General features: G+C 73.4%; 20 protein-coding genes and 1 pseudogene. 7 read left to right on the top strand and 14 right to left on the bottom strand.

The genetic code is table 11. The features are described from left to right. Nucleotides 1-66 precede the first annotated feature (66 nt). From IF88_RS0132520 to IF88_RS0132510, 3 genes are all read left to right on the top strand, one after another. Nucleotides 67-2,244, top strand: coding sequence for a phage holin family protein (locus IF88_RS0132520; protein ID WP_030720700.1), 2,178 nt, complete (start codon nucleotides 67-69; stop codon nucleotides 2,242-2,244). Nucleotides 2,245-2,319: 75 nt separating this feature from the next. Continuing rightward, on the top strand, nucleotides 2,320-3,738 hold the full coding sequence (locus IF88_RS0132515; RefSeq protein ID WP_030720697.1) for an amino acid permease: 1,419 nt from the start codon (nucleotides 2,320-2,322) through the stop codon (nucleotides 3,736-3,738). A 42-nt stretch (nucleotides 3,739-3,780) separates the two neighbouring features. Further along, entirely contained in the window at nucleotides 3,781-4,230 is a 450-nt protein-coding gene (locus IF88_RS0132510) for an SRPBCC family protein (protein ID WP_030720695.1), read from the top strand. 60 nt (nucleotides 4,231-4,290) lie between these two features. Here the strand turns inward: IF88_RS0132510 and IF88_RS0132505 are convergent, their stop codons facing one another. Together IF88_RS0132505 and IF88_RS0132500 are read right to left on the bottom strand one after the other, a co-directional pair. Beyond that, complete coding sequence (locus IF88_RS0132505) at nucleotides 4,291-5,880, bottom strand: RNA polymerase sigma factor (RefSeq protein ID WP_030720692.1); 1,590 nt, start codon at nucleotides 5,878-5,880, stop codon at nucleotides 4,291-4,293. A gap of 213 nt (nucleotides 5,881-6,093) precedes the next feature. Then, a complete protein-coding gene (locus IF88_RS0132500; protein ID WP_030720689.1) occupies nucleotides 6,094-6,855 on the bottom strand; it encodes a methyltransferase type 11 in 762 nt (253 codons plus the stop codon). Between the two features lie 286 nt (nucleotides 6,856-7,141). On the opposite strand from IF88_RS0132500, the gene IF88_RS0132495 reads away from it, so the two are divergent. Continuing rightward, complete coding sequence (locus IF88_RS0132495) at nucleotides 7,142-7,987, top strand: bifunctional 5,10-methylenetetrahydrofolate dehydrogenase/5,10-methenyltetrahydrofolate cyclohydrolase (protein ID WP_030720687.1); 846 nt, start codon at nucleotides 7,142-7,144, stop codon at nucleotides 7,985-7,987. An 82-nt stretch (nucleotides 7,988-8,069) separates the two neighbouring features. Here the strand turns inward: IF88_RS0132495 and IF88_RS46880 are convergent, their stop codons facing one another. The 4 genes from IF88_RS46880 to IF88_RS0132475 all read right to left on the bottom strand — a co-directional run bounded on the left by IF88_RS46880 (nucleotide 8,070) and on the right by IF88_RS0132475 (nucleotide 12,413). Continuing rightward, nucleotides 8,070-9,320: an MAB_1171c family putative transporter gene (locus IF88_RS46880; RefSeq protein ID WP_030720684.1), complete on the bottom strand. Its 1,251-nt coding sequence runs from the start codon at nucleotides 9,318-9,320 to the stop codon at nucleotides 8,070-8,072. Then, entirely contained in the window at nucleotides 9,317-10,750 is a 1,434-nt protein-coding gene (locus tag IF88_RS0132485; protein WP_037807852.1) for an NAD(P)/FAD-dependent oxidoreductase, read from the bottom strand. Before IF88_RS0132485 ends, IF88_RS46880 begins: the two co-directional genes overlap by 4 nt. A gap of 86 nt (nucleotides 10,751-10,836) precedes the next feature. Next, nucleotides 10,837-11,421, bottom strand: a complete 585-nt coding sequence (locus tag IF88_RS42495; protein WP_030720678.1) for a hypothetical protein — start codon at nucleotides 11,419-11,421, stop codon at nucleotides 10,837-10,839. Then, nucleotides 11,418-12,413, bottom strand: a complete 996-nt coding sequence (locus IF88_RS0132475) for a hypothetical protein (RefSeq protein WP_158754703.1) — start codon at nucleotides 12,411-12,413, stop codon at nucleotides 11,418-11,420. The genes IF88_RS42495 and IF88_RS0132475 overlap by 4 nt, the downstream gene beginning before the upstream one ends. A gap of 258 nt (nucleotides 12,414-12,671) precedes the next feature. Between IF88_RS0132475 and IF88_RS0132470 the strand changes: the two genes are divergently transcribed. After that, a complete protein-coding gene (locus tag IF88_RS0132470; protein ID WP_030720672.1) occupies nucleotides 12,672-13,088 on the top strand; it encodes a hypothetical protein in 417 nt (138 codons plus the stop codon). Here the strand turns inward: IF88_RS0132470 and IF88_RS0132465 are convergent. After that, the gene (locus IF88_RS0132465) at nucleotides 13,074-13,889 is read right to left on the bottom strand and encodes a helix-turn-helix domain-containing protein (RefSeq protein WP_030720669.1); all 816 of its coding nucleotides are present in this window, start codon (nucleotides 13,887-13,889) and stop codon (nucleotides 13,074-13,076) included. The genes IF88_RS0132470 and IF88_RS0132465 overlap by 15 nt on opposite strands. A gap of 43 nt (nucleotides 13,890-13,932) precedes the next feature. Next, entirely contained in the window at nucleotides 13,933-15,735 is a 1,803-nt protein-coding gene (locus tag IF88_RS0132460; protein ID WP_030720665.1) for a hydroxysqualene dehydroxylase, read from the bottom strand. Between the two features lie 174 nt (nucleotides 15,736-15,909). Here IF88_RS0132460 and IF88_RS0132455 point away from each other — a divergent pair, with 174 nt between their 5' ends. Both IF88_RS0132455 and IF88_RS0132450 read left to right on the top strand, forming a co-directional pair. Then, a complete protein-coding gene (locus IF88_RS0132455) occupies nucleotides 15,910-16,215 on the top strand; it encodes a 4a-hydroxytetrahydrobiopterin dehydratase (RefSeq protein ID WP_030720662.1) in 306 nt (101 codons plus the stop codon). Continuing rightward, a complete protein-coding gene (locus tag IF88_RS0132450) occupies nucleotides 16,215-16,979 on the top strand; it encodes a class I SAM-dependent methyltransferase (protein WP_234323770.1) in 765 nt (254 codons plus the stop codon). The genes IF88_RS0132455 and IF88_RS0132450 overlap by 1 nt, the downstream gene beginning before the upstream one ends. A gap of 69 nt (nucleotides 16,980-17,048) precedes the next feature. Here IF88_RS0132450 and IF88_RS0132445 read toward each other — a convergent pair whose 3' ends face one another. From IF88_RS0132445 to IF88_RS0132425, 6 genes and pseudogenes are all read right to left on the bottom strand, one after another. Further along, complete coding sequence (locus IF88_RS0132445) at nucleotides 17,049-17,474, bottom strand: RICIN domain-containing protein (RefSeq protein WP_030720657.1); 426 nt, start codon at nucleotides 17,472-17,474, stop codon at nucleotides 17,049-17,051. A 13-nt stretch (nucleotides 17,475-17,487) separates the two neighbouring features. After that, the gene (locus tag IF88_RS0132440; RefSeq protein WP_051837934.1) at nucleotides 17,488-18,294 is read right to left on the bottom strand and encodes an aldo/keto reductase; all 807 of its coding nucleotides are present in this window, start codon (nucleotides 18,292-18,294) and stop codon (nucleotides 17,488-17,490) included. A 162-nt stretch (nucleotides 18,295-18,456) separates the two neighbouring features. Next, nucleotides 18,457-18,573, bottom strand: coding sequence for a hypothetical protein (locus IF88_RS49690; RefSeq protein ID WP_420711019.1), 117 nt, complete (start codon nucleotides 18,571-18,573; stop codon nucleotides 18,457-18,459). A 120-nt stretch (nucleotides 18,574-18,693) separates the two neighbouring features. Next, nucleotides 18,694-19,227 (bottom strand): annotated as a pseudogene (locus tag IF88_RS0132435) (ATP-binding cassette domain-containing protein); the annotation flags it as partial. Beyond that, on the bottom strand, nucleotides 19,224-21,935 hold the full coding sequence (locus IF88_RS0132430) for an ABC transporter permease subunit (protein ID WP_051837920.1): 2,712 nt from the start codon (nucleotides 21,933-21,935) through the stop codon (nucleotides 19,224-19,226). The gene IF88_RS0132430 and the pseudogene IF88_RS0132435, both read right to left, overlap by 4 nt. A gap of 9 nt (nucleotides 21,936-21,944) precedes the next feature. Beyond that, on the bottom strand, nucleotides 21,945-23,213 hold the full coding sequence (locus IF88_RS0132425) for an ABC transporter substrate-binding protein (protein WP_030720645.1): 1,269 nt from the start codon (nucleotides 23,211-23,213) through the stop codon (nucleotides 21,945-21,947). Nucleotides 23,214-23,316: the final 103 nt, after the last annotated feature.

Genomic DNA, 23,316 nt, shown 5'->3' with positions numbered 1-23,316 from the left:
GCCCGGCCGGCCGGGCCCGGCTGTGCGAGCCTGGAAGGCGGGACGGGGCTCGCGGGAGGTGGCGGTGTGTGGCGGGGACGGTGGCGGACCGCGGGCAGCGCCCTGCTGCGGGTGATCCTCGTCTGGGCGGCGTCCACCCTCACCATGCTCGCCCTGGCCGGGCTCCTGCCGGACTTCCGGCTCCAGTCCAACGACGGTGACAGCATCACGCAGATCGGGCTGACCGCGGCCTGGGGCGCGGGAGCCTTCGGTCTGCTGAGCGCGGTGGTCTGGCCCGTGCTCGTCCGGGCCCTGCTGCTGGTGCCCGCCCTCGTCCTCGGGCTGCTCGTCTTCTTCCTGAACGGTTCGCTCCTGCTCATAGCGCTCGACCTGATCCCCGCCTGGCGGGGCGAGGCGGCCCCCGAGACCGCGGTGGTGGTGGCCGCCGTGATGTCCGCGGTGGCGTCCGCGACCTCCACCGCACTCGCGGTGCGCGACGACGAGGCGTACCGGCGCCGCCTCTACCGGCTCGCCGACCGGCGCCGCCGCAGGCAGCGCGGGGCGGGCGCGCCGGGGGCCGGCGGCGAGGCCGCGCCCGGCCTGGTCTTCCTCCAGCTGGACGGGGTGGGGTACGAGGTGCTGCGCGGCGCGTGCGGCAGCGGACTGATGCCCACCGTGGCCGGCTGGCTGGACCGCAGCCACCGGATCACGCCCTGGCGCACGGACTGGTCGAGCCAGACCGGGGCCAGCCAGCTCGGCATCCTGCACGGCTCCAACTTCGACGTGCCCGCCTTCCGCTGGTACGAGAAGGACACCGGCGAGGTGATGGTCTGCAACCGGCCCACCAGCGCCGCCGAGCTGCAGCGGCGGGCCGTCGCGCGCACCGGGGACGGCGGGCTGCTCATGCTCGGCGGGGCCAGCCGGGGCAACCTGTTCAGCGGGGGCGCCGACCAACTGGCGCTGGTGCTCTCGGTCTCGGCCCGGCGGGGCCGGGCGAACCGGTCCCGCGCGGGCTACTTCGCGTACTTCTCCGATCCGGCCAACGCCGTCCGCACGGCCGTGTCCTTCGTCGCCGAGGTGGTGCGGGAGATCGGCCAGTCGCTGCGGGCGCGGATCCGCGGGGACCGGCCCCGGGTGTCGCGCGGCGGGCTGTACCCGCTGATCCGGGCCTTCGCGACCGTGGTCGAACGGGACGTGGTGGTCGCTGCGGTGATCGGCGACATGCTCGCCGGCCGCGCCGCGGTCTACGCAGACCTGGTCGCCTACGACGAGGTCGCGCACCACTCCGGCCCGCGCGGCCGGGACACCGACCAGGTGCTGGCGCGCCTGGACCGCAGCCTCGCGCTGATCGCCCGGGTCGCCGAGCACGCCCCGCGGGAGTACCGGATCGTGCTGCTCTCGGACCACGGCCAGAGCCCGGGCGAGACCTTCCTGGGCCGCTACGGACTGACCCTGAAGGACCTCGTCCGGGCGGGCTGCGGGATGCCGGTCTCCCGCCGGGCCGGCCGCACCCGCAGTGGCGCCGAGGCCCGGGCCGCCGTCCTCGCGGCCCTGCACCGGCCGGTGGAGGAGGGGGAGGAGGCCCGCCCGGGGCCGGGGTCCGACCCGGTGGTGCTCGCCTCGGGCAACCTCGCGCTGATCTCCTTCCCCGATGTCCCCGGCCGGGCCTCGCGCGAGCGCGTCGAGCGCGCGCACCCCGCCCTGCTGGCGACCCTGGCCAACCATCCGGGCGTGGGCTTCGTGCTGGTGGACGGGGTGGTGCTGGGCCCGGGCGGGGCGGTGGCCCGGCTCGACGTGCCCGGCGAGGCGGAGGAGCTGCTGTCCCCTTTCGGCCCCGGCGCGGCGGAGGCCGTGCGCCGGACCGATGCCTTCCCGCACGTGGCCGACATCATGGTGAACTCGGCGTACGACCCGGACACGGGCGCGGTGCACGCCTTCGAGGAACAGATCGGCTCGCACGGCGGCCTGGGCGGGGAGCAGGGGCGCCCGTTCCTGATGTGGCCCACGGTGCTGTCGGACCCGGGAGCGGACCCGGAACCGGAATCGGGAGCGGAAGCGGAACCGGAATCGGGAGCGGAACCGGGAGCGGAACCGGTGGGCGCGGAGGCGGTGCACGGCGTACTGCGCCGCTGGCTGCGGGAGGCGGACGGCCCGCAGGTCCCGCTCGGCCTGCGGCCGGGACCGGTGCAAGATCCCCGGCCGGAGGGGGCCGGCGACGGAATCCTTCCTTCCGCCGGGGTGCTCGCGCGGGACGAAACGCGCTGATTTGGTACGGCCCGTGCGGTGGCCGAGCATGTGTCGACCTGCCCAGCATGTGAGACACCCAGAGGCGCACCACCGATGACCAGCACCATAACCACCGCGGCCCCGGCCCCGGCCCCGGATTCCGCTCCCGGGACCGCCGAGAACCGCCCGCAGGGCGAGCGCCGCTTCGGCCTCCCCGTTGCCACCTGCCTGGTCATGGGCAACATCATCGGCGGCGGGATCTTCCTCCTCCCCGCCTCGGTGGCCCCCTTCGGCACCATCAGCCTCGTCGCCTTCGCCGTGCTCACCCTCGGCGCGATCGCCCTCGCCCTCGTCTTCGGCCGCCTCGCGAACCGGCACCCGCAGACCGGCGGACCGTACGTCTACGCCCGCGCCGCCTTCGGCGACTTCGCCGGCTTCCTCGCCGCCTGGAGCTACTGGATCACCACCTGGGTCTCCAACGCGGCGCTCGCGGTGGCCGCCGTCGGCTACCTCGGCGTCCTCTTCCCCGCCGTCGGCGCGCACAAGTGGTCCATGTGCCTGGCCGCCCTCTGCGTGCAGTGGCTCCCGGCACTCGCCAACCTGGCCGGCACCCGGTACGTCGGCGCCGTCCAACTGGTCTCCACTGTGCTGAAGTTCGCCCCGCTGCTGCTCGTCGCCGTGGGCGGACTGTTCTTCTTCGACCCCGCCAACCTCGGCCCCTTCCAGGCCACCGGCCAGGGCGCGGTCGGCGCGGTCTCCGCCTCCGCCGCGATCCTGCTCTTCAGCTACCTGGGCGTCGAGTCCGCCGCCGTCAGCGCGGGCGAGGTCCGCGACCCGGAGCGCAACGTCGGCCGGGCCACGATCCTCGGCACCTTGGGCGCCGCCACCGTCTACCTGCTCGGCACCCTCGCCGTCTTCGGTCTGGTCCCCCACGAGAAGCTGGCCTCCTCCCAGGCCCCCTTCAGCGACGCCGTCAACGCCATGTTCTCCGTGGACGGAGGGGCCGGTGGTACCTGGGGCGGCACGCTCGTCGCCTGCGCCGCCGTGATCTCGATGGCCGGCGCGCTCAACGGCTGGACCCTGCTCAGCGCACAGACCCCGTACGCCGCCGCGAAGGACGGGCTCTTCCCGAAGGTCTTCGAGACGAAGAAGCGCGGCGTACCCGTGGCGGGCGTCCTCGTCACGGTCGCCCTCGCCTCGGCGCTCACCGTCTACAACTACACGGCCGGGTCCCAGCGCGTCTTCGAGGTCCTGGTCCTCGTCACGACCTTCACCGCGACGGTCCCGTACCTGCTCTCCACCGCCGCGCAGATCTACTTCCTGGCCTCGGGCCGCCCGGAGCGGGTCCGGCCCGGCCGCCTGGTCCGCGACGCCGTCCTCGCCTGCCTGGCGTTCGCCTTCTCGATGTGGCTGGTCGCCGGTTCCGGCTACGCGGCCGTCTACCAGGGCGTGCTGTTCCTCTTCGCGGGCGTCCTCGTGTACGCCGTGATGGCCGCCCGCAAGCAGCGGACCACCGTTTCGCCCGCGGGGTAATTTGGAGGGAGAAGCCACCCAGGGGGGCTCCAGGGGGTCGCCATGTCCGCGATCAGCAAGAGCATCGACATCGACCGCACGCCCGAGGACGTCTACTCGTACGTCACGGACCCCACGCACCTGCCGGAGTGGCAGGACAGTGCCCTGTCCGCCGTTCCCATGGGGGACCTCCCGGTCCACGTCGGTTCCCGGATCCTCGTCACCCGGCGCATCGGCAGGCGGAGGATCCCCACGACCATGGAGTACACGGCCATGGACCCGCCGCGGAGCTGGCACCTCCACGGCGTCGACGGGCCGGTCCGGCCGGACGTACGGGGCAGGATCGAACCCCTCGACGGCGGGACCCGCTCGCGCGTCACCCTCTCCGTCGACTTCGAGGGCCACGGCATGGGCCGGGCCCTCGTCCCCCTTGTGGTCAAGCCCGTGGTCCGCAAGGAGATGCCCCGCGGCGAGGAGAAACTGAAGCACCTGCTGGAGCACTCCGCGAGCTGACCGGGCAGGTGGTGCTCCCCCGCTATGCCGCGCATGGCCGGGGGAGCACCACCCTGCCGCCTAGTCGAGGTAGTCGCGCAGCACCTGGGAACGCGACGGGTGGCGCAGCTTCGACATGGTCTTGGACTCGATCTGGCGGATGCGCTCACGGGTGACCCCGTACACGCGGCCGATCTCGTCCAGGGTCTTCGGCTGGCCGTCGTTGAGGCCGTAACGCATCGAGACGACGCCCGCCTCACGCTCCGAGAGCGTGCCCAGGATCGACTGGAGCTGCTCCTGGAGGAAGGTGAAGGACACCGCGTCCGCGGGCACGACCGCCTCGGAGTCCTCGATGAGGTCGCCGAACTCGCTGTCGCCCTCCTCACCCAGGGGGGTGTGCAGGGAGATCGGCTCGCGGCCGTACTTCTGGACCTCGATGACCTTCTCGGGGGTCATGTCGAGTTCCTTGCCCAGCTCCTCCGGAGTGGGCTCCCGGCCGAGGTCCTGGAGCATCTGGCGCTGCACGCGGGCGAGCTTGTTGATGATCTCGACCATGTGCACGGGGATGCGGATCGTGCGCGACTGGTCGGCCATGGCACGCGTGATCGCCTGGCGGATCCACCAGGTCGCGTACGTGGAGAACTTGAAGCCCTTGGTGTAGTCGAACTTCTCCACGGCGCGGATCAGGCCGACGTTGCCCTCCTGGATCAGGTCCAGGAAGAGCATGCCGCGGCCGGTGTAGCGCTTGGCGAGGGAGACCACGAGGCGGAGGTTGGCCTCCAGCAGGTGGTTCTTCGCCCGGCGGCCGTCCTCGACGAGGATCTCCAGCTCGCGCTTGAAGGCGGGCTTGTGGTCCTCCTCCTCTTCGAGCTTGTACTCGGAGAAGAGACCCGCCTCGATGCGCTTGGCGAGCTCCACCTCCTGCTCGGCGTTGAGGAGCGGCACCTTGCCGATCAGCTTGAGGTAGTCCTTGACGGGGTCGGCGGTGGCGCCGGCCACCATGACCGTCTGCGCCGGGGCGTCGTCCTCGTCGTCGTCGGACAGGACGAAGCCCTGGGTGCCGCCGGGCTTGGGGGCCCCTTCCTCGGCCTCGTCGGCCAGGTCCTCGGCGGCCCAGTCCTCGCCCTCCACCACGGGGGTCTCGCCCTCGTCGGCGTCCTTGGCGCTGGTCTTCTTCGCCGCGGCGGTCTTCTTCACGGCGGTCTTCTTGACGGCGGTCTTCTTGACCGCGCGCTTCTTCGGCTCGGCGGCGGCCTCGGCCGACGCCTCGTCCGGGGCGGCGGCGGCCGGCGATGCGGATATCGCCGAGGCCGTGGCCGTGGCGGTGCTGGCGGCCGAGGTCTTGCGCGCGCCGATGGGGCGCGGCGCGGCGGCGGCCTTCTTGGCCACGGTACGGGCCGGGGCGGCGGCAGCCTTGCGGGGCTTCTTCGCGGCAGCCTTGGTGGCGGGGGCCGCGCTGACGTGGAGGGCGACACCCTCCTCGTCCAGGACCTGGTTCAGGCTGCGCAGGACCCGCTTCCACTGGTCCACCGGGATGCGGCCGGCCTCGAAGGCCTGGCGCACGTCGTCACCGTTGATGTGACCCTGCTCGCGGCCGCGCTCGACGAGCGCGACGAGGGCCTCCGATTCGGCGATCTCCGGAGGGAACGTACGGGACGGGCTGAGCGACACAAGGAGCCTCTCGTTGCGAACAGATAAGGGGTAAGCGGGACATCATCGCGCGAACTCGGGAAACAGACCCGAGGGGGGTCTGTATTCCGGGCCGCGCGAGGACACCTGTCGGTTCATCGCATGCCCGAGTCGATTCGTTACGCGCTGAATTGAGTGACCTGCGCCACGCTGTGGCCACGCAACCAATTCGGCGTGGATCCGTCCACCCTCCCTTCAGCCCTTTTTGCGGGCCTCGATGAGGAAGCGGGCGGTGTGCGCGACGAACGGACCTTCGCGTTCGATCTGTTCGTGCAGCTCGCGCAACCGGTCCCGGTACTGCCCGACCGTGAAGCCGGGCACCATCCAGATCACCTTCCTCAGAAAGTAGATCACGGCTCCGATGTCGTGGAACTCCGTGCGCAGACGTTCGGACCGCAGATCGACGACTTCGAGGCCGGCCCCCGTGGCCTCGGCGACCGCGTCATCGGGGTGCCGGCCGCGCCGGACCTCCTCCGGCTGAGGGCCGAGGAAGTACTCGACGAGCTCGAAGACGCTCGCCGGGCCGACCTGCTGCGAGAGGTAGGTGCCGCCCGGCGTCAGCACCCGCGCGACCTCCTCCCACCAGATGGTCACCGGGTGCCGGCTGGCCACCAGCTCGAAGGCCTCGTCGCCGAAGGGCAGCGGGGGCTCGTCGGAGTCGGCGATCACCACCGCGCCCAGCGGGTGCAGCAGCCGGGTCGCCTTCTCGACGTTGGGCGGCCAGGACTCGGTGGCGGCCATCAGCGGGGGCAGGGGCCCGGAGCCGGCGAGGACCTCGCCGCCGCCGGTCTGGACGTCCAGTGCCGACCGGACCCGGGACAGGCGCTCGGCCAGCAGCCGCTGGTAGCCCCAGGAGGGGCGCTGCTCGGTCGCCCGGCCGTCGAGCCACGAGAAGTCCCAGCCGTCCACGGAGACGGACTCGGCCTCGGCGACAAGATGGTCGAAAGTACGCGTCATGTATCGATCGTCCCAGGTCGGGCGCCGGTCATCCACCGCATATGTCGACTACAGTGGGCGGCGGGCCGTGACTGGCGTTCGGGTGGATCACCACCGGGGAGCGGCCCGGCGTACCCGCGGGTCTCCGGACCTCCGGACATCCGCCCTGGGGACCTCCCCGGGACCTCCGGTACGTCGACTGCCGCGCGCCTGGGCGAACCGCGATCCGCAGCGACGTTCAGGAGACCCCGTGACGACTGCCCAGACTGCCCAGCCCGCCCAGGCCGCCACCGGCACCGCCCGGCTGATGGACGGCACCGCCCTCGCCCGCCGCATCTCGGAGCAGACCGCCGCGTACGCGGCGAAGATCACCGAGCGCACCGGCACCGCCCCCTGCCTCGCGACCGTGCTGGTCGGCGAGGACCCCGCGTCCGTCACCTACGTACGCATGAAGCAGAACCGCTGCGCCAAGGCCGGGATCACCTCCCGCCACGTCGAGCTGCCGGCCGCGACCACCACCGAGGAGCTGGTGGCCACCCTCACCGCGCTCTCCGAGGACCCCGAGATCAGCGGCATCCTGCTCCAGCACCCCGTCCCGCACCACATCGACGAGCGCGCCGCCTTCGAGGCCATCGCCCCGGGCAAGGACGTCGACGGGGTCACCATGCACTCCTTCGCCGCCATGGGCTTCGGGCTGCCGGGCTTCGTCTCCTGCACCCCCGGCGGCATCATGCGCCTGCTCGCCGCCTACGACGTGGACCTGACCGGCAAGCACGCCGTCGTCGTCGGCCGCAGCGCCATCCTGGGCAAGCCGGCCGGGATGCTGCTGCTGGAGCAGAACGCCACCGTCACCTACTGCCACTCCCGCACCGTGGACCTGCCCTCGATCGTGCGCCAGGCGGACGTCCTGGTCGCCGCCGTCGGCAAGGCCGAGTTCATCCGGGGCGAGGACATCAAGGCGGGCGCTGTGGTCCTGGACGCCGGGTACAACGAGGGCAACGTCGGCGACGTCCACTTCGAGTCCGCCGCCGCGCGCGCCTCGCTGATCACCCCGGTGCCCGGCGGTGTCGGCCCGATGACCATCGCCGTCCTGCTGGAGCAGACCGTCCAGGCGGCCGCCGCGCAGGCCGGGCTGGACCTCGCGGAGCTCTGACCCCGCCGCGCGTACGCCGGACGCCCCGGGCCTTCGGGCCCGGGGCGTTCCGCTTCCCCGGGACGGGGGGGCTCGCCGGGTTCTAGGCGCGTACGGCGGCGGCCCGGGCGGCGGCGATGGGGGAGCCGCGGAACTCGCGGGCCAGGGCGGTCAGGGGCCGTCCGGACAGCCGTGGCGGCTCGCGGTCCCGCAGGGGTACGGAGCAGGCGCCGGTGGCGGTCTCGGCCGAGGCTGCGCCTGAGCCTGAGGTGGCGGCGGGAGCGGCGGTGTGGGGGCCGGTGTCCGCGTCGGTGGTGGCGGCGGTCCTGCGGCCGCACGCGGCCGCGAGCATGGCGGCGTCCGCGACGACCTCGGCCCGGGCCTCGCTCATGCCCTGCTCGCGCGCGGCCTCGTACGCCGCCCGGCGCACGCACGGGTCGAACCAGCGGGCGAGGGCCAGGATCCCGTCGTCGATGACCGACTCGCGGTGGATCAGCCGGATCCCGACCGGTGACCACCAGGTGAGCGGAACCGTCCGCACGCTGGACGCGGCGAAGCTCCGCAGGGCCTTCCACAGCGGGTGCAGGCCGCGGTACTCGCTGAAGTCCCGCCAGGTCGCCGACCCGCCGACCAGCGGCACGATGAAGCCCGTCGCGACCATCAGGGCCGCCCCCGCCGCCAGCGGTGGCGCCGCGTCCGTGGACAGGCCGTCCCAGTCGCGGCCGCTCCAGCGGGCACCCAGCGCGGTCCACTTGGCGACGAGGTAGCCGAGGTCCAGCAGCCCGCCGGTCATGATCAGGGCCAGCCCGGTGCGCAGCGACCGCAGGGACGGGTGGGTGCGGCGCAGCCACCGCCCCGTGAGCACGGTCAGCGCCGAGCTGCCGACCGTGTGCGCCAGCAGGTAGCAGACGATCATCTCCCGGATCCACGGGGTGTCGGCGTAGTACGTGTCCAGGTCCCGCAGGCGTTCCACCGGCGCCTCGCCGATCGCGAAGAGGACGATGATCGCCACCGCGACCCCGCCGTACACGGCGACCGTCAGCCGGGTGGCCCGGCGCACCACGGCCGGCGGGCCGCCGCCCCACTGCAGGACCAGCACCACGCACGACCCGGAGAACGCGGTGATCAGGCCGAAGACCAGCGGGGCCGAGAAGTTGGCCACGCCGGTGAAGCGGTTGACCGCCGCGATCGTCGGCGGCGCCGCCAGGAACAGCACCAGGCAGCCCATGACCAGCAGTGCGCACACGGCCCGCATCGGGGGCTGGTCCCACCTCCTGTGCAGGGTGGGCGCCTTGACCAGCAGGATCAGGATCAGGAGCGCCCCCGGCACGTAGAGGATCAGGCCGCTCTTCACCGGGCCCGGCCGACGGGATCGGCCGGATCGGCCCGCTGGTCGAGCCCGGCGACGGTCCGTTCGGCGGCGGTGAGCGGCGGCGCCTTCAGCGCGCCGCGGTCGGAGGCGCGCAGGACGTTCCAGACCACCGAAGGCCGGAGCCAGTGCGTGGGCGCGGTGCTCATGGTGATGACCTGGAGGAAGGCGGCGGTGAGCGCCTCCCGGGTGGTGGCCCCCGTCATCAGCCGGCTGACGTACCCGTTGAGCAGCCCGGCCCCGGTCCGCGGCTTCATGCCGGTGGCGCCGGGGTAGAGGATGTCCTGCGAGGTGGCGAGGTCCCAGGCCGTGGCCACCTGCGGGGCGATCGCGCGCTGCGCCTCGCGCCCGAAGGCGGGGTGGGCGAGCCCCTTGGCCCGCAGCAGGGACCGTACGGCGAGCAGCCCCTGGGCGGCCACGGTCATGCCCTGCCCGTAGAGCGGGTTGAAGGTGGCGACCGAGTCGCCGACGGCGAAGAACCCGTCGGGCAGCTCGACCTTCTCGAAGAAGATCCGGCGGTTGGCGGTGCCCTTGGTGACGGCCACGTCCGTGAGGGGCTTGCGGCCTTCCAGGAGCTCGCCGACGATCGGGTCCCGGATGCCCTTGGCGAACGGGATGAACGCGTCGGGATCGCCGGTGGGCTGGCCGCCGCGGGTGCCGGAGAGGGTGGCCTGCCACTGGCCGTTCTCGATGGGCACGATGGTGGCCGTCTGGCCCGGTACGGCCACGCGGGGGTCGGACTGGACGTTCACTATGGGGAAGCCCGACTCGTGGGCTCCGGCGGGCGCCTCGAAGATGCGGGTCGCGTAGACCAGGCCGGAGTCGACCTCGGCCTGCCGGATACCGCCCACGCCGAGCTCCTGCAGCCAGGTGCGGGCGCGGGAGCCGCGCCCGCTCGCGTCGACCACGAGGTCGGCGGGCACGAGTCTGCCCTCTTCCTCCGGTGTGTCGACGCGGACGCCGGTGACGCGGGCCGCGGTGCCCTCCAGGCCGCGGACGCGGCTCCGCTGGAGGGTGGAGACCCCGTCCAGGGCGGTCACCCGGGCCCGGACGACCGAGTCGAGGAGGTCGCGGCTGCAGGAGATGTTGAACTGCATCTCCGCGTAGCGCGGGATCCAGCCCTCGGCGGTCTTGGTGACCAGGTCGGTGGGCAGGCTGCGGCGGATCGCGCCCGCCGCCGTCCAGTCCTCGGTGATGCCGGGCAGGATGCCCTCGATCGCGCGCGCCCCGCCGGACCACATCACGTGGACGTGCCGGGCCTGCGGCAGTCCGCGGCGCGGCGCCGGGCTGTCCGGGAGGGTGTCCGCGTCGATGATCGTGACCGTGGCGTGCTCGGCCAGGACGGCGGCCGCGAGCAGGCCGGCCATGCTGCCGCCGATGACGACGGCGTGGCGGGGCGGGGAAGACTGGGTCATCGTGTCGTGCTCTCTGTCGGGGCCGTGCTGAGGGCATCGGCGCGAGGGGTGCGGCGGGGGCGGGTTGCGGGTCACCGGCGTGACACTCAACGCCCCCAGCCGAGCGAGGTCTTGATGCGCTCGATGGCCTCGGGGACCTGTTCCTCCCGGGGAGGCGGCAGGTAGGGCTTGAGGAGTTTGCCGAGGTACAGGCCGAAGATCTCGGCCCTGATCTCCGCGGGATCCTCCCGGTCGGCGCGGGCGGCGGCCTGCCGGACCACCGTCCCCAGACCGCTGTCCGACCGGAGCAGCTCCGCGAGGCCGCCGGGCCCGCCGTCCGCGGTGCCCGCGTCTCCCGTCAGCCGGGCGGCCACCGCCATGCCCGGGCCGTGGCTGTCGCAGGTGCCCTCGTCCACGTGCCACAACTCGTGGCAGGCGATGACGAGCTGGTGCTCGGGGCGGGTGTGCTCCTCGATGACCAGGAGATCGCGCGCGTCCATCTCCAGCCACAGCCCGCTGGCCGTGTCGGGCGGGAAGGAGGCGAAGCGGAAGTCGACCTTCCGACCGCCGCGCCGTCGGCCGTACGCGGTGCACAGCGCGCCGATGATCTCGGCGGCGCAGGCCGGCGGCGTGAGCCGCGCGCCGGCGAGCAGATCGCCGCCCAGCCTGCGCATCGCCCGCGTGGTCCTCATGGAGCTCCCCCCTCGTCGGGCTGCGCCGGGCGGCCGAGCCGTCCCTCCCGCGCGAGCAGGTCGTCCAGGTGGTCGGCGAGCGACTTCCAGCCCCGCGGGGAGAGCCGGCCGGCCCGCGTGACGATGTTCCGTACGTCGTGCGCCCGCATCACGGCCAGCATCGGGTTCTCCCGCTCCCGCTCCGCGGACTCCAGTTCGGCCTCGATCAGGGCGAGTGCGGTGGCGAGCGCCTCGGTGTCGTCGGCCAGCAGGAAACCGCCCTCGACCCCGTAGAACCGCTGGATCCCGGCGGCCGCGGCGAGGTTGGGCAGGCCCTCGCCCTGGGCGACACGGGTCAGCGACTGGCCCGACGCGTCGAAGGACCCGGCGATGGCCGCCAGCGAATGGGCCTGGCCGTCCTCCCGCACGCGGGTCCGGCGCAGGTGCTCGAACCGCTGGTGCACCTGCTCCTTGAGGGGGAGCCGGGGCGGCTCGCCGTCGAGGGTGAGCCGGATGGCCTGCGGGGTCATGCCGGTCAGGTACGAGAGGTGCGCGAGGTCGTCCCGGCCGTCCGGGGCGGTGGCCGAGAGGGCGAGGGCCCGCTCCACGGCGCTCTTGCTGTCGGCCAGGAGGAAGCCGGCGTAAACCCCGAAGAACCGCTGCACGCCCGCCGCGTGGCCCATCCGCGGCAGCCCGGTGCCCGCGTTGAGCGGCCCGAGGGATGCCCCGGGGGCGTCGAAGTCGTCGGCGATGGCGGCGAGCGGCCACTCCCGGCCGTGCTTGTCCCGTCGGGTGGCGCGCAGCCGCAGGAACCGCTGGTGCACGCGCCGCTCCAGCGGCACCTCCGCGGCGGTGCCCGCCACCACCCGCGGTATGCGCCCGGGTTCGACCCCCGACAGGTGACTCAGCCGCTCCACGCCCACCACGTCGGCCGGATCGTGCCCGCGCCGCTCCGACAGTGCCTCGACACGCCGCCGGATCGCGGTGAGATCGGGACGGACGGCGGCTCGCACCGGCGGATTCTCCATATGTCGACAAGGCGTTCGAGTGGATCGGGCTCCGGGAAGCCTAGCCCCCCACCCCGGCCCGAACCAGGGGAACCCCAACGTTTCCTGCCGTACGGCTCAAAAAGGGTTGGCATGACCTCAGAGGTAATCGACCCCCTCCGGGCCGCCCGGCACAGTGGGGTCATCGGGTTCCGGGGCCGCGCACTCGGCCCCGGAAACCGTGTCCCCACTTGGCCGTTCCACCTCGATGGAGGGTGATTCCCCATGTCCGCGACCCTGCTCGGCAGCATCGCTCGTACCAGCGTCCCGCAGGTCGTGCTGCGACGCTTCCTCGCCCTCGACTCCGTCGTCACCACCGGCAACGGGCTCGCGTACGTCGCCTTCTCCACCCCGCTCGGACGCCTGCTCGGCGTCGGGCAGGGGCTGTTGCTCGGGCTCGGGCTGCTGCTCGTGGCGTACGGGGCCGCCGTCGGGCTGCTCGCCTCGCGCGGCCGGCCCCCGGCACTCGCCGTGAAGGCCGTCATCGAGACCAACTACGCCTGGGCGGCCCTGAGTCTGGTCTCCCTGGCCGTCTGGTTCACGCCCACCCTCACCGGGACGGTGTGGATTGCGGTGCAGGGCCTCGCCGTCGCCGGCTTCGCCCTGCTCCAGCAGCTCGCCCTGCGTTCAGTCGACGAGTGAGCGCAGGTACTTGGCCGTCGCCGGGTCGGCCGGGAGCATGGTCTCGATGGCCAGCTCGGCGACGGTCACGTCCATCGGCGTGTTGAAGGTCGCGATCGACGACACGAAGGACAGCAGGTGGCCGTCGTGCTCGATGACGAGCGGCAGCGCGATGTACGGGACGGGCTCGGCCGGTTCCCCGTCGCCCGGGCGCACCGCGGCCGGCGCCAGCGGGTACGCGGACACCTCCTCGTACAGCTCGCGCAGCGGCTCGGAGCGGGCCAGCGCGATCTGGCGTTCCATCTGGGCCAGTAGGTGCCCGCGCCACTCCCTGAGGTTGTGGATCCGCGGGGCCAGGCCCTCGGGGTGCAGGGTGATCCGCATGGCGTTGAGCGGCGGGGCCAGCAGGTGCTCGGGCAGCCCGTCCAGCAGCATCAGGATGCCCCGGTTGGCGGCGACGACGTGGTACGTGGCGTCGACGACCAGCGCCGGGTAGGGCTCGTACCCGGTCAGCAGCTGCTGGATGCCCTCGCGCAGCGTCTCCATCGACGGGTCGTCCAGCGCGGTCTGCGCGTAGCGCGGGGCGTAACCCGCCGCCAGCAGAAGGGCGTTGCGCTCGCGGACCGGCACGTCGAGGCGGTCGGCGAGCCTGAGCACCATCTCCTCGCTCGGCCGGGACCGGCCGGTCTCGATGAAGCTGATGTGCCGCGACGAGGAGTCGGCGCGGCCCGCCAGCTCCAGCTGGCTGATACCGCGCCGCTCCCGCCACGCGCGGAGCAGGGCGCCGACCGTCGAAGCGGCCGCGGGCGTCGTGGTGGTCATGCCGACGACGGTAGCCGAGCCGAGCCCCCAGGGGGCGGACGTGTCACCCCAGGTCGAAGACGTTGCGCAGGCCGAGGCGGTGGCGCCACAGGTCATGGCGCCTGGCGGACTCCATCTCCGGCGCCCGGTACAGCGGCCGGACCGTGCACCGCCCGGCCTTCGAACCGTCCCGGTCCAGGAAGCAGTTGACGGCCGCGCGGGCCGAGGCGTTCGCGCCCTCCATCGTCGCCAGGTCGATGTCCACCGCGACGTAGTCCCCGCTGAGGAAGAAGTTCGGGATGCGGGTGCCCGCGCTCGGCCGGTTGTGGAAGGTGCCCACCGGGTGGATCAGCAGCTCGTCCTGGTTGGTGGGGTGCGGGGTGCCGAGTCCGTCCACCCCCGGGTCCAGGAACCACGAGTGCAGCCGGGAGTCGCTCAGCAGCGTCTTCCCGGTGTCGTTGAGGGAGGCCTTCAGCTGCGCCCACACCTCGCGGGCCACCTCCTCGCGGGTGCACTGCTTGGCCGTCTTCCCGTACAGGATCCCCGGCTTGTCCCACTCGGAGATGTCCACCGAGAGACAGTCGACCGCCGTACCGTCCCCGTAGTCGGCCGGGAAGTTCCGCGCGGGCCAGTGCTCGGCCTGCTGGATCGCCGTCAACGACCACGGCGAGTCGATGCAGTTGAGGTGCCCGTGCACGAGCGGCGCACGCTCGGTCAGGTAGAACTGGATGCCGGTCATCCAGTCGGTCTCCAGCTCGTCGCAGCGCCCCAGCATCGGATCGGCCGCCCGCAGCCCGGCGCTCCAGGTGCGGCGGGCGTGCTCCACGGGCAGCGCGCTCACGTAGTGGTCGGCCGTGACCGTCTGCCGGGCGCCGTCCGGGCCGTCGACGGAGACCCCGCTGACCCGGCCGTTCCCGTACTGCACCTCCCGTACGGTCCACCCGATCCTGAACTCCACGCCGAGCGAGCGCAGATGGGCCTCCCACGGGTCGATCCAGGCCTCGTTGGTGGGCAGGTTGAGGATCCGGTCCGGCGGCCCGTCCGCCCCGCGCCCCAGCAGGTTGAAGACGAAGGCCTCGCCGAGGGTGCCGACCGTACGGGTGGAGGCCTCCTCGGCCTTGGTCGCGACGATGTTGCGGGTGATGCCGACGGCGAGGATGCGCTGGTACTCGGACGACATCTGCGCCGCGCGCACGAAGTCCCACCACGGGGTCCGCTCCCAGACCTCGCTCCGCCGTTCGTCGCAGCTGGTGAGGAAGACGAGCACGCGGTTGACGAAGTACGCCGTCTCGTGGAGCGGGAGCCGGACCAGCGTCTGCAGGATGCCGGTGAGGGCCCTGCGGACCTCGTCGGGCGTCAGCTCGGCGGGGGAGTGCTCCGGCCAGGGGATCGGCCCGCGCAGGTCCTCGCGGCCGGCCGCCCGGGCGAACATCATCTCGCGCGGTGCGACGAGGTTGTCCCACACGCCGTTCGCGTTCCCGGGGAAGGGGATGCGCCGCATGGTGTCGGGCAGGTTGTGGTAGATGCCGGGGATGAAGCGGAAGCCGTGCTCGGCCGGCAGCGGCCGGCGGCCGCCGCGGGCGCTGCCGGGCACGTCCATGCTGCGCGCCTTGCCGCCGAGCGCCCGGCGCTCGTACACCGTGACGGCGTAGCCGCGCTCGGCGAGTTCGTGCGCCGCCGTCAGGCCGGCCACCCCGCCGCCCAGGACGGCGACGCGGCGGCCGTCCGGCGCCGCCGGGGCACCCGAGGGCGCGGCGGCCGCGGCCGGGGCGGCCGCGATGCCGGCCGACAGCGCACCGGCGGTGGCGACGGCGCCCGCACCCGCCCCCGCGATGAACGTACGCCTGGAACTCCCTGTGCCGGTCATGTGAATGCCCCCTGGTTACCGCTGGTAACAGTCGTGTCCGGCGCAGGAGCATAGAGGGGGCGCGATGGGCGCGGAAGGCGCAGAAGTACCCGAGCGCACTATGGCGCGAAAGGGTTGCCCCGGCGTGCACTGTGGGAACCTTGACTACACGTCACGGGGAAAAGGAGCCGGTGCATGCCGAGTGAGCCGCTGTCACAGAAGGAGATCGAGGACCGGTTGCGGGAACTCCCCGGCTGGGCCTTCGAGGACGACCGGATCATCCGCACCTACCGGCTGGGCGGGCACTTCGCCGCGAGCGCCCTCGTCGCCCACATCGCATCGGTCCAGGAGGAGTTGAACCACCACTCGGACCTCACCCTCGGCTACAACACCGTCCGGCTCGCCGTGAACAGCCACGACGCGGGCGGGGTCGTCACCGAGACCGACTTCGCGCTCGCCGAACGCGTCGAGGCCCTCGCCCCCGCCCACGGCGCGAGCTGATGACCACGCACATACAGACCGCAAGACCCCTGCTGGACTACGACGCCGAGGCCGCGGCCTACGACACGAGCCGCGGCGGCGCCCCACGGGCCGAGGCCGCGGCCGCCGCGGTCCTGCGGCTGCTCCCGGCCGACGCGGAAACCCTCCTCGACCTCGGCTGCGGTACGGGCATCGTCACCCGCCGGCTGACCCGCCCCGGACTGCGCGTCCTGGGCGCGGACGCCTCCCACGGCATGGCTTCCACGGCACTGCGGCGGGGGGTCCCCGTGGCCCTCGCCGACGCGGCCCGGCTGCCGGTGCGGTCGGGCTCGGTGGACGCGGTGAGCGCGGTGTGGCTCCTGCACCTGCTGCGGCAGCCGGGACTGGTGCCCGCGGTGATCGCCGAGGCCGGCCGGGTCCTGCGGCCCGGCGGGGTCTTCGTCACCACCGTGGACAAGGACTCCGCGCACGATGTGGGCAGCGACATCGACGCCGTGTTCGCCGCGCACCTGGCCCCGACCCCCGCCGACGCCTCCGGGGACGTCGAGGCCTACGCGGCCCGGGCGGGCCTGCTCCCGGCCGGCGAGGCCCTCTTCACCGGCCACGGTCAGGGCCGCAGCCCGCGCGCCTCCGCCGAGGCCCTGCTCGCGGGCCGGTACGCCTCCCGCATCGCCCCGCGCGGCATCACCGCGCAGGAGCTGGCGGCCCGGCTGGAGCTGCTGCCCGACCAGGACGTGCCGCGCGCGGAGCCGACGTACCGCGTACGCGGCTTCGTACGCGTCTGACGGGCGCGCGCGGCGCGGAGCCGCGCGGCTCCGCGCCCGCGGGCCACCCGGGCTCCGGGCGCGGCGCGGCTACACCCGCTCCAGGCGCCACCACTGGGCCGGCGAGTCGGTGTCCTCGCCCTGCCGGACCCGGCCCGCCCCGTCCGTCTCCAGCGGCAGGCCGCTGATGCAGGCGATCAGGGACACCACTCCGGGATCGTCGAGGTGCTCCTCGACGATCCACTCCTGCGCGCCGAACGCGTTGGCCCGCCACACCTGCACCCGGGCGCCGCTGTCCGTCGACGCGTTCGCGACGTCCAGGCGCCGTTCGTTGTCCTCGCTCACCACGTGGAAGATCCCGCCGCCGTCGTGCACCGGAGCGATCCGCCACCGGCGGGCGGCCTCCGGCGCGGGCGGCCCGTCCGGGCCGACCCGCACCCGGGAGGCGCCCTCCAGCTGGAGCACCAGCCCGCTGTCCACGTTGCGGATCCGGTAGAGCCCTTCGGGAAGGTTCACCCGGCCGTCGCCCTCAGACGTCGAACTCGGCCGGGTCCGGCCCGATGCGGCGGCCCGCCGCGCCCGCGCCCAGGGCGTCCAGCGCGGCCACGTCGGCGGCTTCCAGCTCGAAACCGAAGACGTCCAGGTTCTCCCGGATGCGCGCGGGGGTCACGGACTTCGGGATCACGATGTTCCCGTGCTGGAGGTGCCAGCGCAGCACCACCTGGGCGGCGCTGCGCCCGTACTTGTCGGCGAGCGCGGTGACCGCCGGGAGGGTGAGCAGCTCCTTGCCCTGGCCGAGCGGGGACCAGGCCTCGGTCACGATCCCGCGCGCGGCGTGCACGGCGCGCAGCTCGGCCTGCGGGAAGAGGGGGTGCAGCTCGACCTGGTTCACGGCCGGCACCAGCGCGCTCTCGGCGGCGAGCCGCTCCAGGTCCTCGGGGCGGAAGTTCGACACGCCGACCGCCTTGGCGCGGCCGCTCGCCGCGATCTCCTCGAAGGTCTTCCAGATGGAGACGAAGTCGTCGCGCATCGGGCGCGGCCAGTGGATCAGGTACAGGTCGACGTGGTCCAGTCCCAGCTTGCCGAGGGAGTCGTCGAAGGCGCGCAGCACCTCGTCCCGGCCCCACCGCTGCTTACGGCTGTTCCACAGCTTGGTGGTGACGAACAGCTCCTCGCGCGGCAGCCCGGAGGCGGCGACGGCCTTGCCGGTGCCCTTCTCGTTGCCGTAGACGGCGGCCGTGTCGATGCTGCGGTAACCGGCCTCCAGCGCGGTCCCGACGGCGTGCTCCGCGTCCGCGTCGGGCACCTGCCAGACGCCGAAGCCCAGCTGGGGCATGAGGGAGCCGTTGTTGAGCTGAAGGGTGGGGACCTGCTGGTTCACGTCTGGTCGTTCCTCGCGTCGGCGGCGGTACAGCGTCGTACGAGGGGCGACAACCGGCCCCTCGTACGACCTATTCCCGCCATCCGGGGAGCGCTCACGAGGCCCCCCGGACGGCCCTCACGCGGCGCCCAGATACGCCTCCCGCACCCGCGGGTCCGCCCGCACCTCGGCCGCCGTCCCCTCGGCCAGAACCGTCCCGAGGTCCAGTACGACCACCCGCGCGCAGAGGTCCATCACGAAGGCCACGTTGTGCTCGACCAGCAGCACCGCACAGCCCTCCTCGGCCGCCAGCCGCCGCACGACCCCGGCCAGCTGCTCGCGCTCGGGCGCCGACATCCCCGAGGCGGGCTCGTCCAGCAGCAGCACCCGCGGCGGATCGGCCACCGCACGGGCCAGTTCGACCATCCGGGCCTGCCCGACGGGCAGCCCCCCGGCGTACGAGGCCCCCAGCGCGCCGATCCCGCAGTCGGCCAGCACCCGCTCGCCGCGGAGCCGGCGGACCCGCTCCCGGGCCCGCCGGGCCGGGAGGGCGAGGAGATCGGCGGCCAGCCCGCCCCCGCCGCCCCGCCACTCCTGCGCCACCAGCACGTTGTCGGCCACGCTGAGCTGCCCGAACAACTGCTGGCGCTGGAAGGTCCGGCGCATCCCGTGCCGGGCCCGCCAGACGGGGGAGCGCCGGGTGATGTCCACTCCGTCCAGCAGCATCCGCCCCTGGTCGGGCCGGCGGATCCCGGACAGGACGTCGAAGAGCGTGGTCTTACCGGCCCCGTTGGGCCCGATCAGCCCGCACACCTCGCCCGCCCGGATCCCGAGGTCCACCCCGGTCAGCGCCTTGACCCCGCCGAAGCGGACGCTGACACCACTGGCCTCCAGCACGTAGCCGCTCATGTCCCCACCCCGCTCGTCCCGATCCCGCTCGTCCCCATTCCCAGGTAGGCCTCGGTGAGCCGGTCCGCCTCCACCTCGGCCCGGGGGCCGCACCAGGAGACCCGGCCCTGGGAGAGGTAGGCGACGGTGTCGGCGATCCCGAGGATCCCGGCGGCCTTCTCCTCCACCAGGAGCAGCGCGGTCCCGGCGTCGCGCAACTCGGTGAGCAGCGCGTACACCTCCTCCACCACGCGCGGGGCGAGCCCCAGCGAGGGCTCGTCGGCGATCAGCACCTCGGGCGGCCGTTGGAGCAGGGGTGCCAGGGCCAGCAGCTGCTGCTCCCCGCCGGACAGTGCCCCGGCGGGCACGGCGCGGCGCTCCGCGAGCCGGGGGAAGCGCGCGTACACGGCGGCCCGGGCCCCGGCCTCCGTGAGGTACAGGGCGAGGTTCTCCTCGATGGTGAGCGCGGGGAAGATCCCCCGGCCCTCGGGGGCGAGCAGCACCCCGGCCCGCGACCGCCGCACGGGGCCGTCACGGGTGGCGTCCCGCCCACGTACGAACACCGCGCCGCCCGTGACCGGCAACAGCCCGGCGGCCACCCGGCACGCGGTGCTCTTCCCGGCCCCGTTGGGCCCGAGCACGGCGAGGATCTCCCCCTTGCGGACGGTGAGATCAACCCCGTGCAGCACGAGCCCCCCGTCGTACCCGGCGCGGACGCCGCGCAGCTCCAGGGCGGCCGAAGAACCGGCCCCGCCGGCGTTCGAGGCGCGGGGGTGCGGGGGCGGAGCCCCCGAGGGGTCCGGGGCGGAGCCCCGGGAAGCGGCGGCCCGCCGCTTCGCCAGCCGCACCGGCACTGCCGCGCAGTACCCGTCGGGGTCATTGGCCAGGGCCAACCCCGCCAGGCCGAACAGGATCACCGGCAGATGGGCCGACGCCGTCACATGGTCCGCCAGCACCCGCGGAGCAACGGCGAAGACCAGCCCGGCCACCACCGCGTACTGCGGCCGGCGTACGCCCGCCGCCACCACGACCGCCAGCCACACCAGCCCCGTAAGGGCCGTGAAGTCCGTCGCCGTGATGCGGGTGTTGTACGAGGCGTACAGCACGCCCCCGAACCCGGCCAGCCCCGCCGACAGGGTGAACAGCAGCAGCTTCGTCCGCAGCACGGACACCCCCGAGGCCACGGCCGCCGCCGGGGCCGACCGTACGGCCAGCATCGCCCGCCCCGACGGGGAGTTCCGCAGCGCGCTCAGCCCCGCGGCGACCACCGCGACCAGCACCACCAGGGCCACCCCCAGCGCCCGGTCGTCGGACAGGTCCACCGGCCCGAACACCGGCCGCGGGACCGACCACCCGGAATCACCGTTCCGCAGCCACCTCAGCTGGAAGAGGACCTGGTCGGCGAGGAACGCCAGCGCCAGCGTGGCCAGCGCCAGGGACCTGCCCCCGAGCCGTAGCGCCGGCAGCGCGACCAGCGCCCCCAGCAGGGCCGCCGCGCACGTGCCCACCGCCAGCGCGGCCACGAACGGCCAGCCCCGGCTCATGAGCAGCCCGGCGACGAGCGCGGCCCCGGTCACGAAGGTGCCCTGCGCCAGGGACACCATCGCCCCGAGCCCGGTCACCACCGTGAAGGACATGAACACCAGCGCGATGGCCAGCCCCTGCGCGAGCAGCCCGCTCCAGAAGGGTGTGGTCACGGTGTAGAACGCCACGCACAACAGTGCGCCGCCCGCCGCCCACACCCCCCACCGCCGCCCCCACGAGGCCCCCGCCAGATGGTCGACGGGCGGCGCGTCCACGGCCGCGACCCCCGCCGTCCGGGCCCTGCGGGTCAGCACCAGCAGCCCGCCGAACAGGATCAGGAAGGGCACCGCCGTACGGAAGCCCGTGATGCCCTCGGCGAAGGACGCGTACCCGGCCACCAGGTTCTGCAGGACCCCCAGCCCGAGCCCGCCCGCGAAGGCGAGCGGCACGGACGCGAACCGCCCGATGACCGCGGCCGTCGCCGACACGAACAGGAACAGCGTGAAGTCGTGCGCCGACAGCCCCAGCAGCGGCGTCGCCAGCACCCCCGCCAGCCCGGCCAGCCCCGACGCGATCATCCACGCCGCCGACGACAGCCGGTCGGCGCTGATCCCGCGCAGTTCGGTCAGCGAGCGGTTGTCGACGGCGGCCCGCAGCCGCAGCCCGAGGCGCGTGTGCCGCATCAGCACCCACAGGGCCACCGCCACCAGCGCCGTCACCACCCAGGTGATCAGCTGGTCGGAGTCGATGCCGACGCCCTCGGCGAGCTGCCAGGACCGGGCGGGACTCGGCCCCACCCCCGGCAGCCCGAACTGGTTCTCCGCCGGCTTCACCGGCGCGCCCGCGTCCGCCAGCAGGTCCACCGCCCACAGCCCGGCGGCCGGCAGCGCCACCAGCAGACCGATGGTCGCCACGATCTGCGCGGTCTCACCGACCCGCGCGAGCCGCCGGAACATCAGCCGGTCCAGCCCCCGGCCGAGGCCGGGGGCCAGGACGAACACCACCAGCAGCGCCGCCGGGACCGCCGGCCAGCCCAGCCCCGAGTGCAGCTCGTAGAAGGTGAGCGCGCACAGGTAGGCGGTGGCCCCGTGCGCGAAGTTGAAGAGTCCGGACGCCGAGTACGACAGCACCAGCCCGGTGGCGAGCAGTGCGTACAGGGCGCCGGAGACCAGACCGCTCAGTACGAAGACGAGCAGATCTCCCATGGCGCAGCCCTACTTGAAGGGGATGGGCTCGTAGCACTTGAACGGGACGGAGACCTCGTACGCGCCGTTCTTCAGCTGTACGAGCGCCCCACAGCCGAAGCTGTCCTTCTGTCCCTTGGGCTCCGCCCGGTCTCCGACGAGGGTGCCGGTGTCGGAGAAGCCCCGCGCTGCGCTCTGGAAGGACTCGACGGTCAGGTCCTTGCCCGCCTTCCGCGCGATGGACACGAACAGGTCGGCCGACATGTACCCGGTGAGCATGTGCATGTTCAGCGGGGCTTCCCGGCCGTCCGCGGCCGCCTTGATGTCCGCCTTGAACTGCGCCATCTTCGGGTCCGTCGACTCGAACGGCTGGAACTGCAGCAGGACGTGCACCCCGTCGAGCGCCTGCTTCGTGGCGTCCTTGGCGAGCAGGCCCGGGTCGTAGTCGGTCGGGTCGGAGAGCAGCCCCTTGTACCCGCTGCGCTTGAGCGCGGTGAACAGCCCGATGTTGTTGGGGGTCTGCATCACGGAGACCACGGCGTCCGGGGCCTTGCCGCCGTTGCTCTCCAGGATCTCCTTCACGTACGCGGACCAGTCGCTCGGGACGGCGGCGGCCGGCACGGAGGCCTTGGCGTAGGAGACGGTGAACCCGGCGCTGGTGAAGCCCTGCTGGAAGGTCCGGATGCCGAACTTCCCGGCGTCGCTGTCGTTGGCGATGACCGCGACCGACTTGCCCTGTGCCCCGCCGAGGACCGTGGCGATGCCCTCGGGCCAGGTCTGGTTCAGGGTGCCGCCGGGGGTGGGGACCAGGCAGCCGTTGAACCCGTAGATGTACTGGGGCCCGCAGAAGGAGGGCAGGGTGCCCCAGCCGAAGGTGGGGACCTTCTCCTGTTCCAGGAAGTCGGCTCCGGAGAAGGTCACCGAGCTCATGGGGGAGACGGCGAAGACCTTGTCCTGCTGGACGAGCTTGCGGGCGGCCGCCAGGTTCTTCGCGGGGTCCTGGCCGTCGTCCTCCGCGCCCAGGTAGTCGATCTTGCGGCCGTTGACGCCCCCCTCGGCGTTGGCCCTCATATAGCGGGCCTTGGCGCCGAGGTCGGTGTCCTTCTTGCTGTAGCCGCTGGCGCTGGTCATCGACACGATGCCGCCGACCTTGATCGAGTCGGCGGTGACCCCGCGGGAGTTCCCGGGGCCGTCGCCGGGCGCGCCCGGGCTGGTGCCGTTCGTGGAGGCGGAGTTGCAGGCGGAGACGAGCGCGAGGGCCGCCGCCGCGGCGGCCAGGGTGCGGATCGGTCGCAACATGTCGGGGGATCCCCTCCGGTCGGAATCCCCGCATTCTGTGCGTGAGCTGACGCACCGTCAATGTTTACGGCAAAGAGAAATGACGGACCGTCAGTTCCGGTGA

It is taken from the genome of Streptomyces sp. NRRL F-2580 (genome assembly GCF_000720115.1).
Lineage (GTDB): Bacteria > Actinomycetota > Actinomycetes > Streptomycetales > Streptomycetaceae > Streptomyces.
This window is presented reverse-complemented; position numbering and strand designations above follow the sequence as displayed.

What these genes read in the sequence shown, in the direction of transcription:
- IF88_RS0132425 (WP_030720645.1), bottom strand. Translation starts at nt 23,213, where the DNA reads ATGTTGCGACCGATCCGCACCCTGGCCGCCGCGGCGGCGGCCCTCGCG.
- IF88_RS0132440 (WP_051837934.1), bottom strand. Translation starts at nt 18,294, where the DNA reads ATGCCCCAGCTGGGCTTCGGCGTCTGGCAGGTGCCCGACGCGGACGCG.
- IF88_RS0132485 (WP_037807852.1), bottom strand. Translation starts at nt 10,750, where the DNA reads ATGACCCAGTCTTCCCCGCCCCGCCACGCCGTCGTCATCGGCGGCAGC.
- IF88_RS0132430 (WP_051837920.1), bottom strand. Translation starts at nt 21,935, where the DNA reads ATGGGAGATCTGCTCGTCTTCGTACTGAGCGGTCTGGTCTCCGGCGCC.
- IF88_RS0132465 (WP_030720669.1), bottom strand. Translation starts at nt 13,889, where the DNA reads ATGACCACCACGACGCCCGCGGCCGCTTCGACGGTCGGCGCCCTGCTC.
- IF88_RS0132450 (WP_234323770.1), top strand. Translation starts at nt 16,215, where the DNA reads ATGACCACGCACATACAGACCGCAAGACCCCTGCTGGACTACGACGCC.
- IF88_RS0132500 (WP_030720689.1), bottom strand. Translation starts at nt 6,855, where the DNA reads ATGACGCGTACTTTCGACCATCTTGTCGCCGAGGCCGAGTCCGTCTCC.
- IF88_RS0132515 (WP_030720697.1), top strand. Translation starts at nt 2,320, where the DNA reads ATGACCAGCACCATAACCACCGCGGCCCCGGCCCCGGCCCCGGATTCC.
- IF88_RS0132455 (WP_030720662.1), top strand. Translation starts at nt 15,910, where the DNA reads ATGCCGAGTGAGCCGCTGTCACAGAAGGAGATCGAGGACCGGTTGCGG.
- IF88_RS0132510 (WP_030720695.1), top strand. Translation starts at nt 3,781, where the DNA reads ATGTCCGCGATCAGCAAGAGCATCGACATCGACCGCACGCCCGAGGAC.
- IF88_RS0132495 (WP_030720687.1), top strand. Translation starts at nt 7,142, where the DNA reads ATGGACGGCACCGCCCTCGCCCGCCGCATCTCGGAGCAGACCGCCGCG.
- IF88_RS42495 (WP_030720678.1), bottom strand. Translation starts at nt 11,421, where the DNA reads ATGAGGACCACGCGGGCGATGCGCAGGCTGGGCGGCGATCTGCTCGCC.
- IF88_RS0132470 (WP_030720672.1), top strand. Translation starts at nt 12,672, where the DNA reads ATGTCCGCGACCCTGCTCGGCAGCATCGCTCGTACCAGCGTCCCGCAG.
- IF88_RS49690 (WP_420711019.1), bottom strand. Translation starts at nt 18,573, where the DNA reads ATGGACCTCTGCGCGCGGGTGGTCGTACTGGACCTCGGGACGGTTCTG.
- IF88_RS0132460 (WP_030720665.1), bottom strand. Translation starts at nt 15,735, where the DNA reads ATGACCGGCACAGGGAGTTCCAGGCGTACGTTCATCGCGGGGGCGGGT.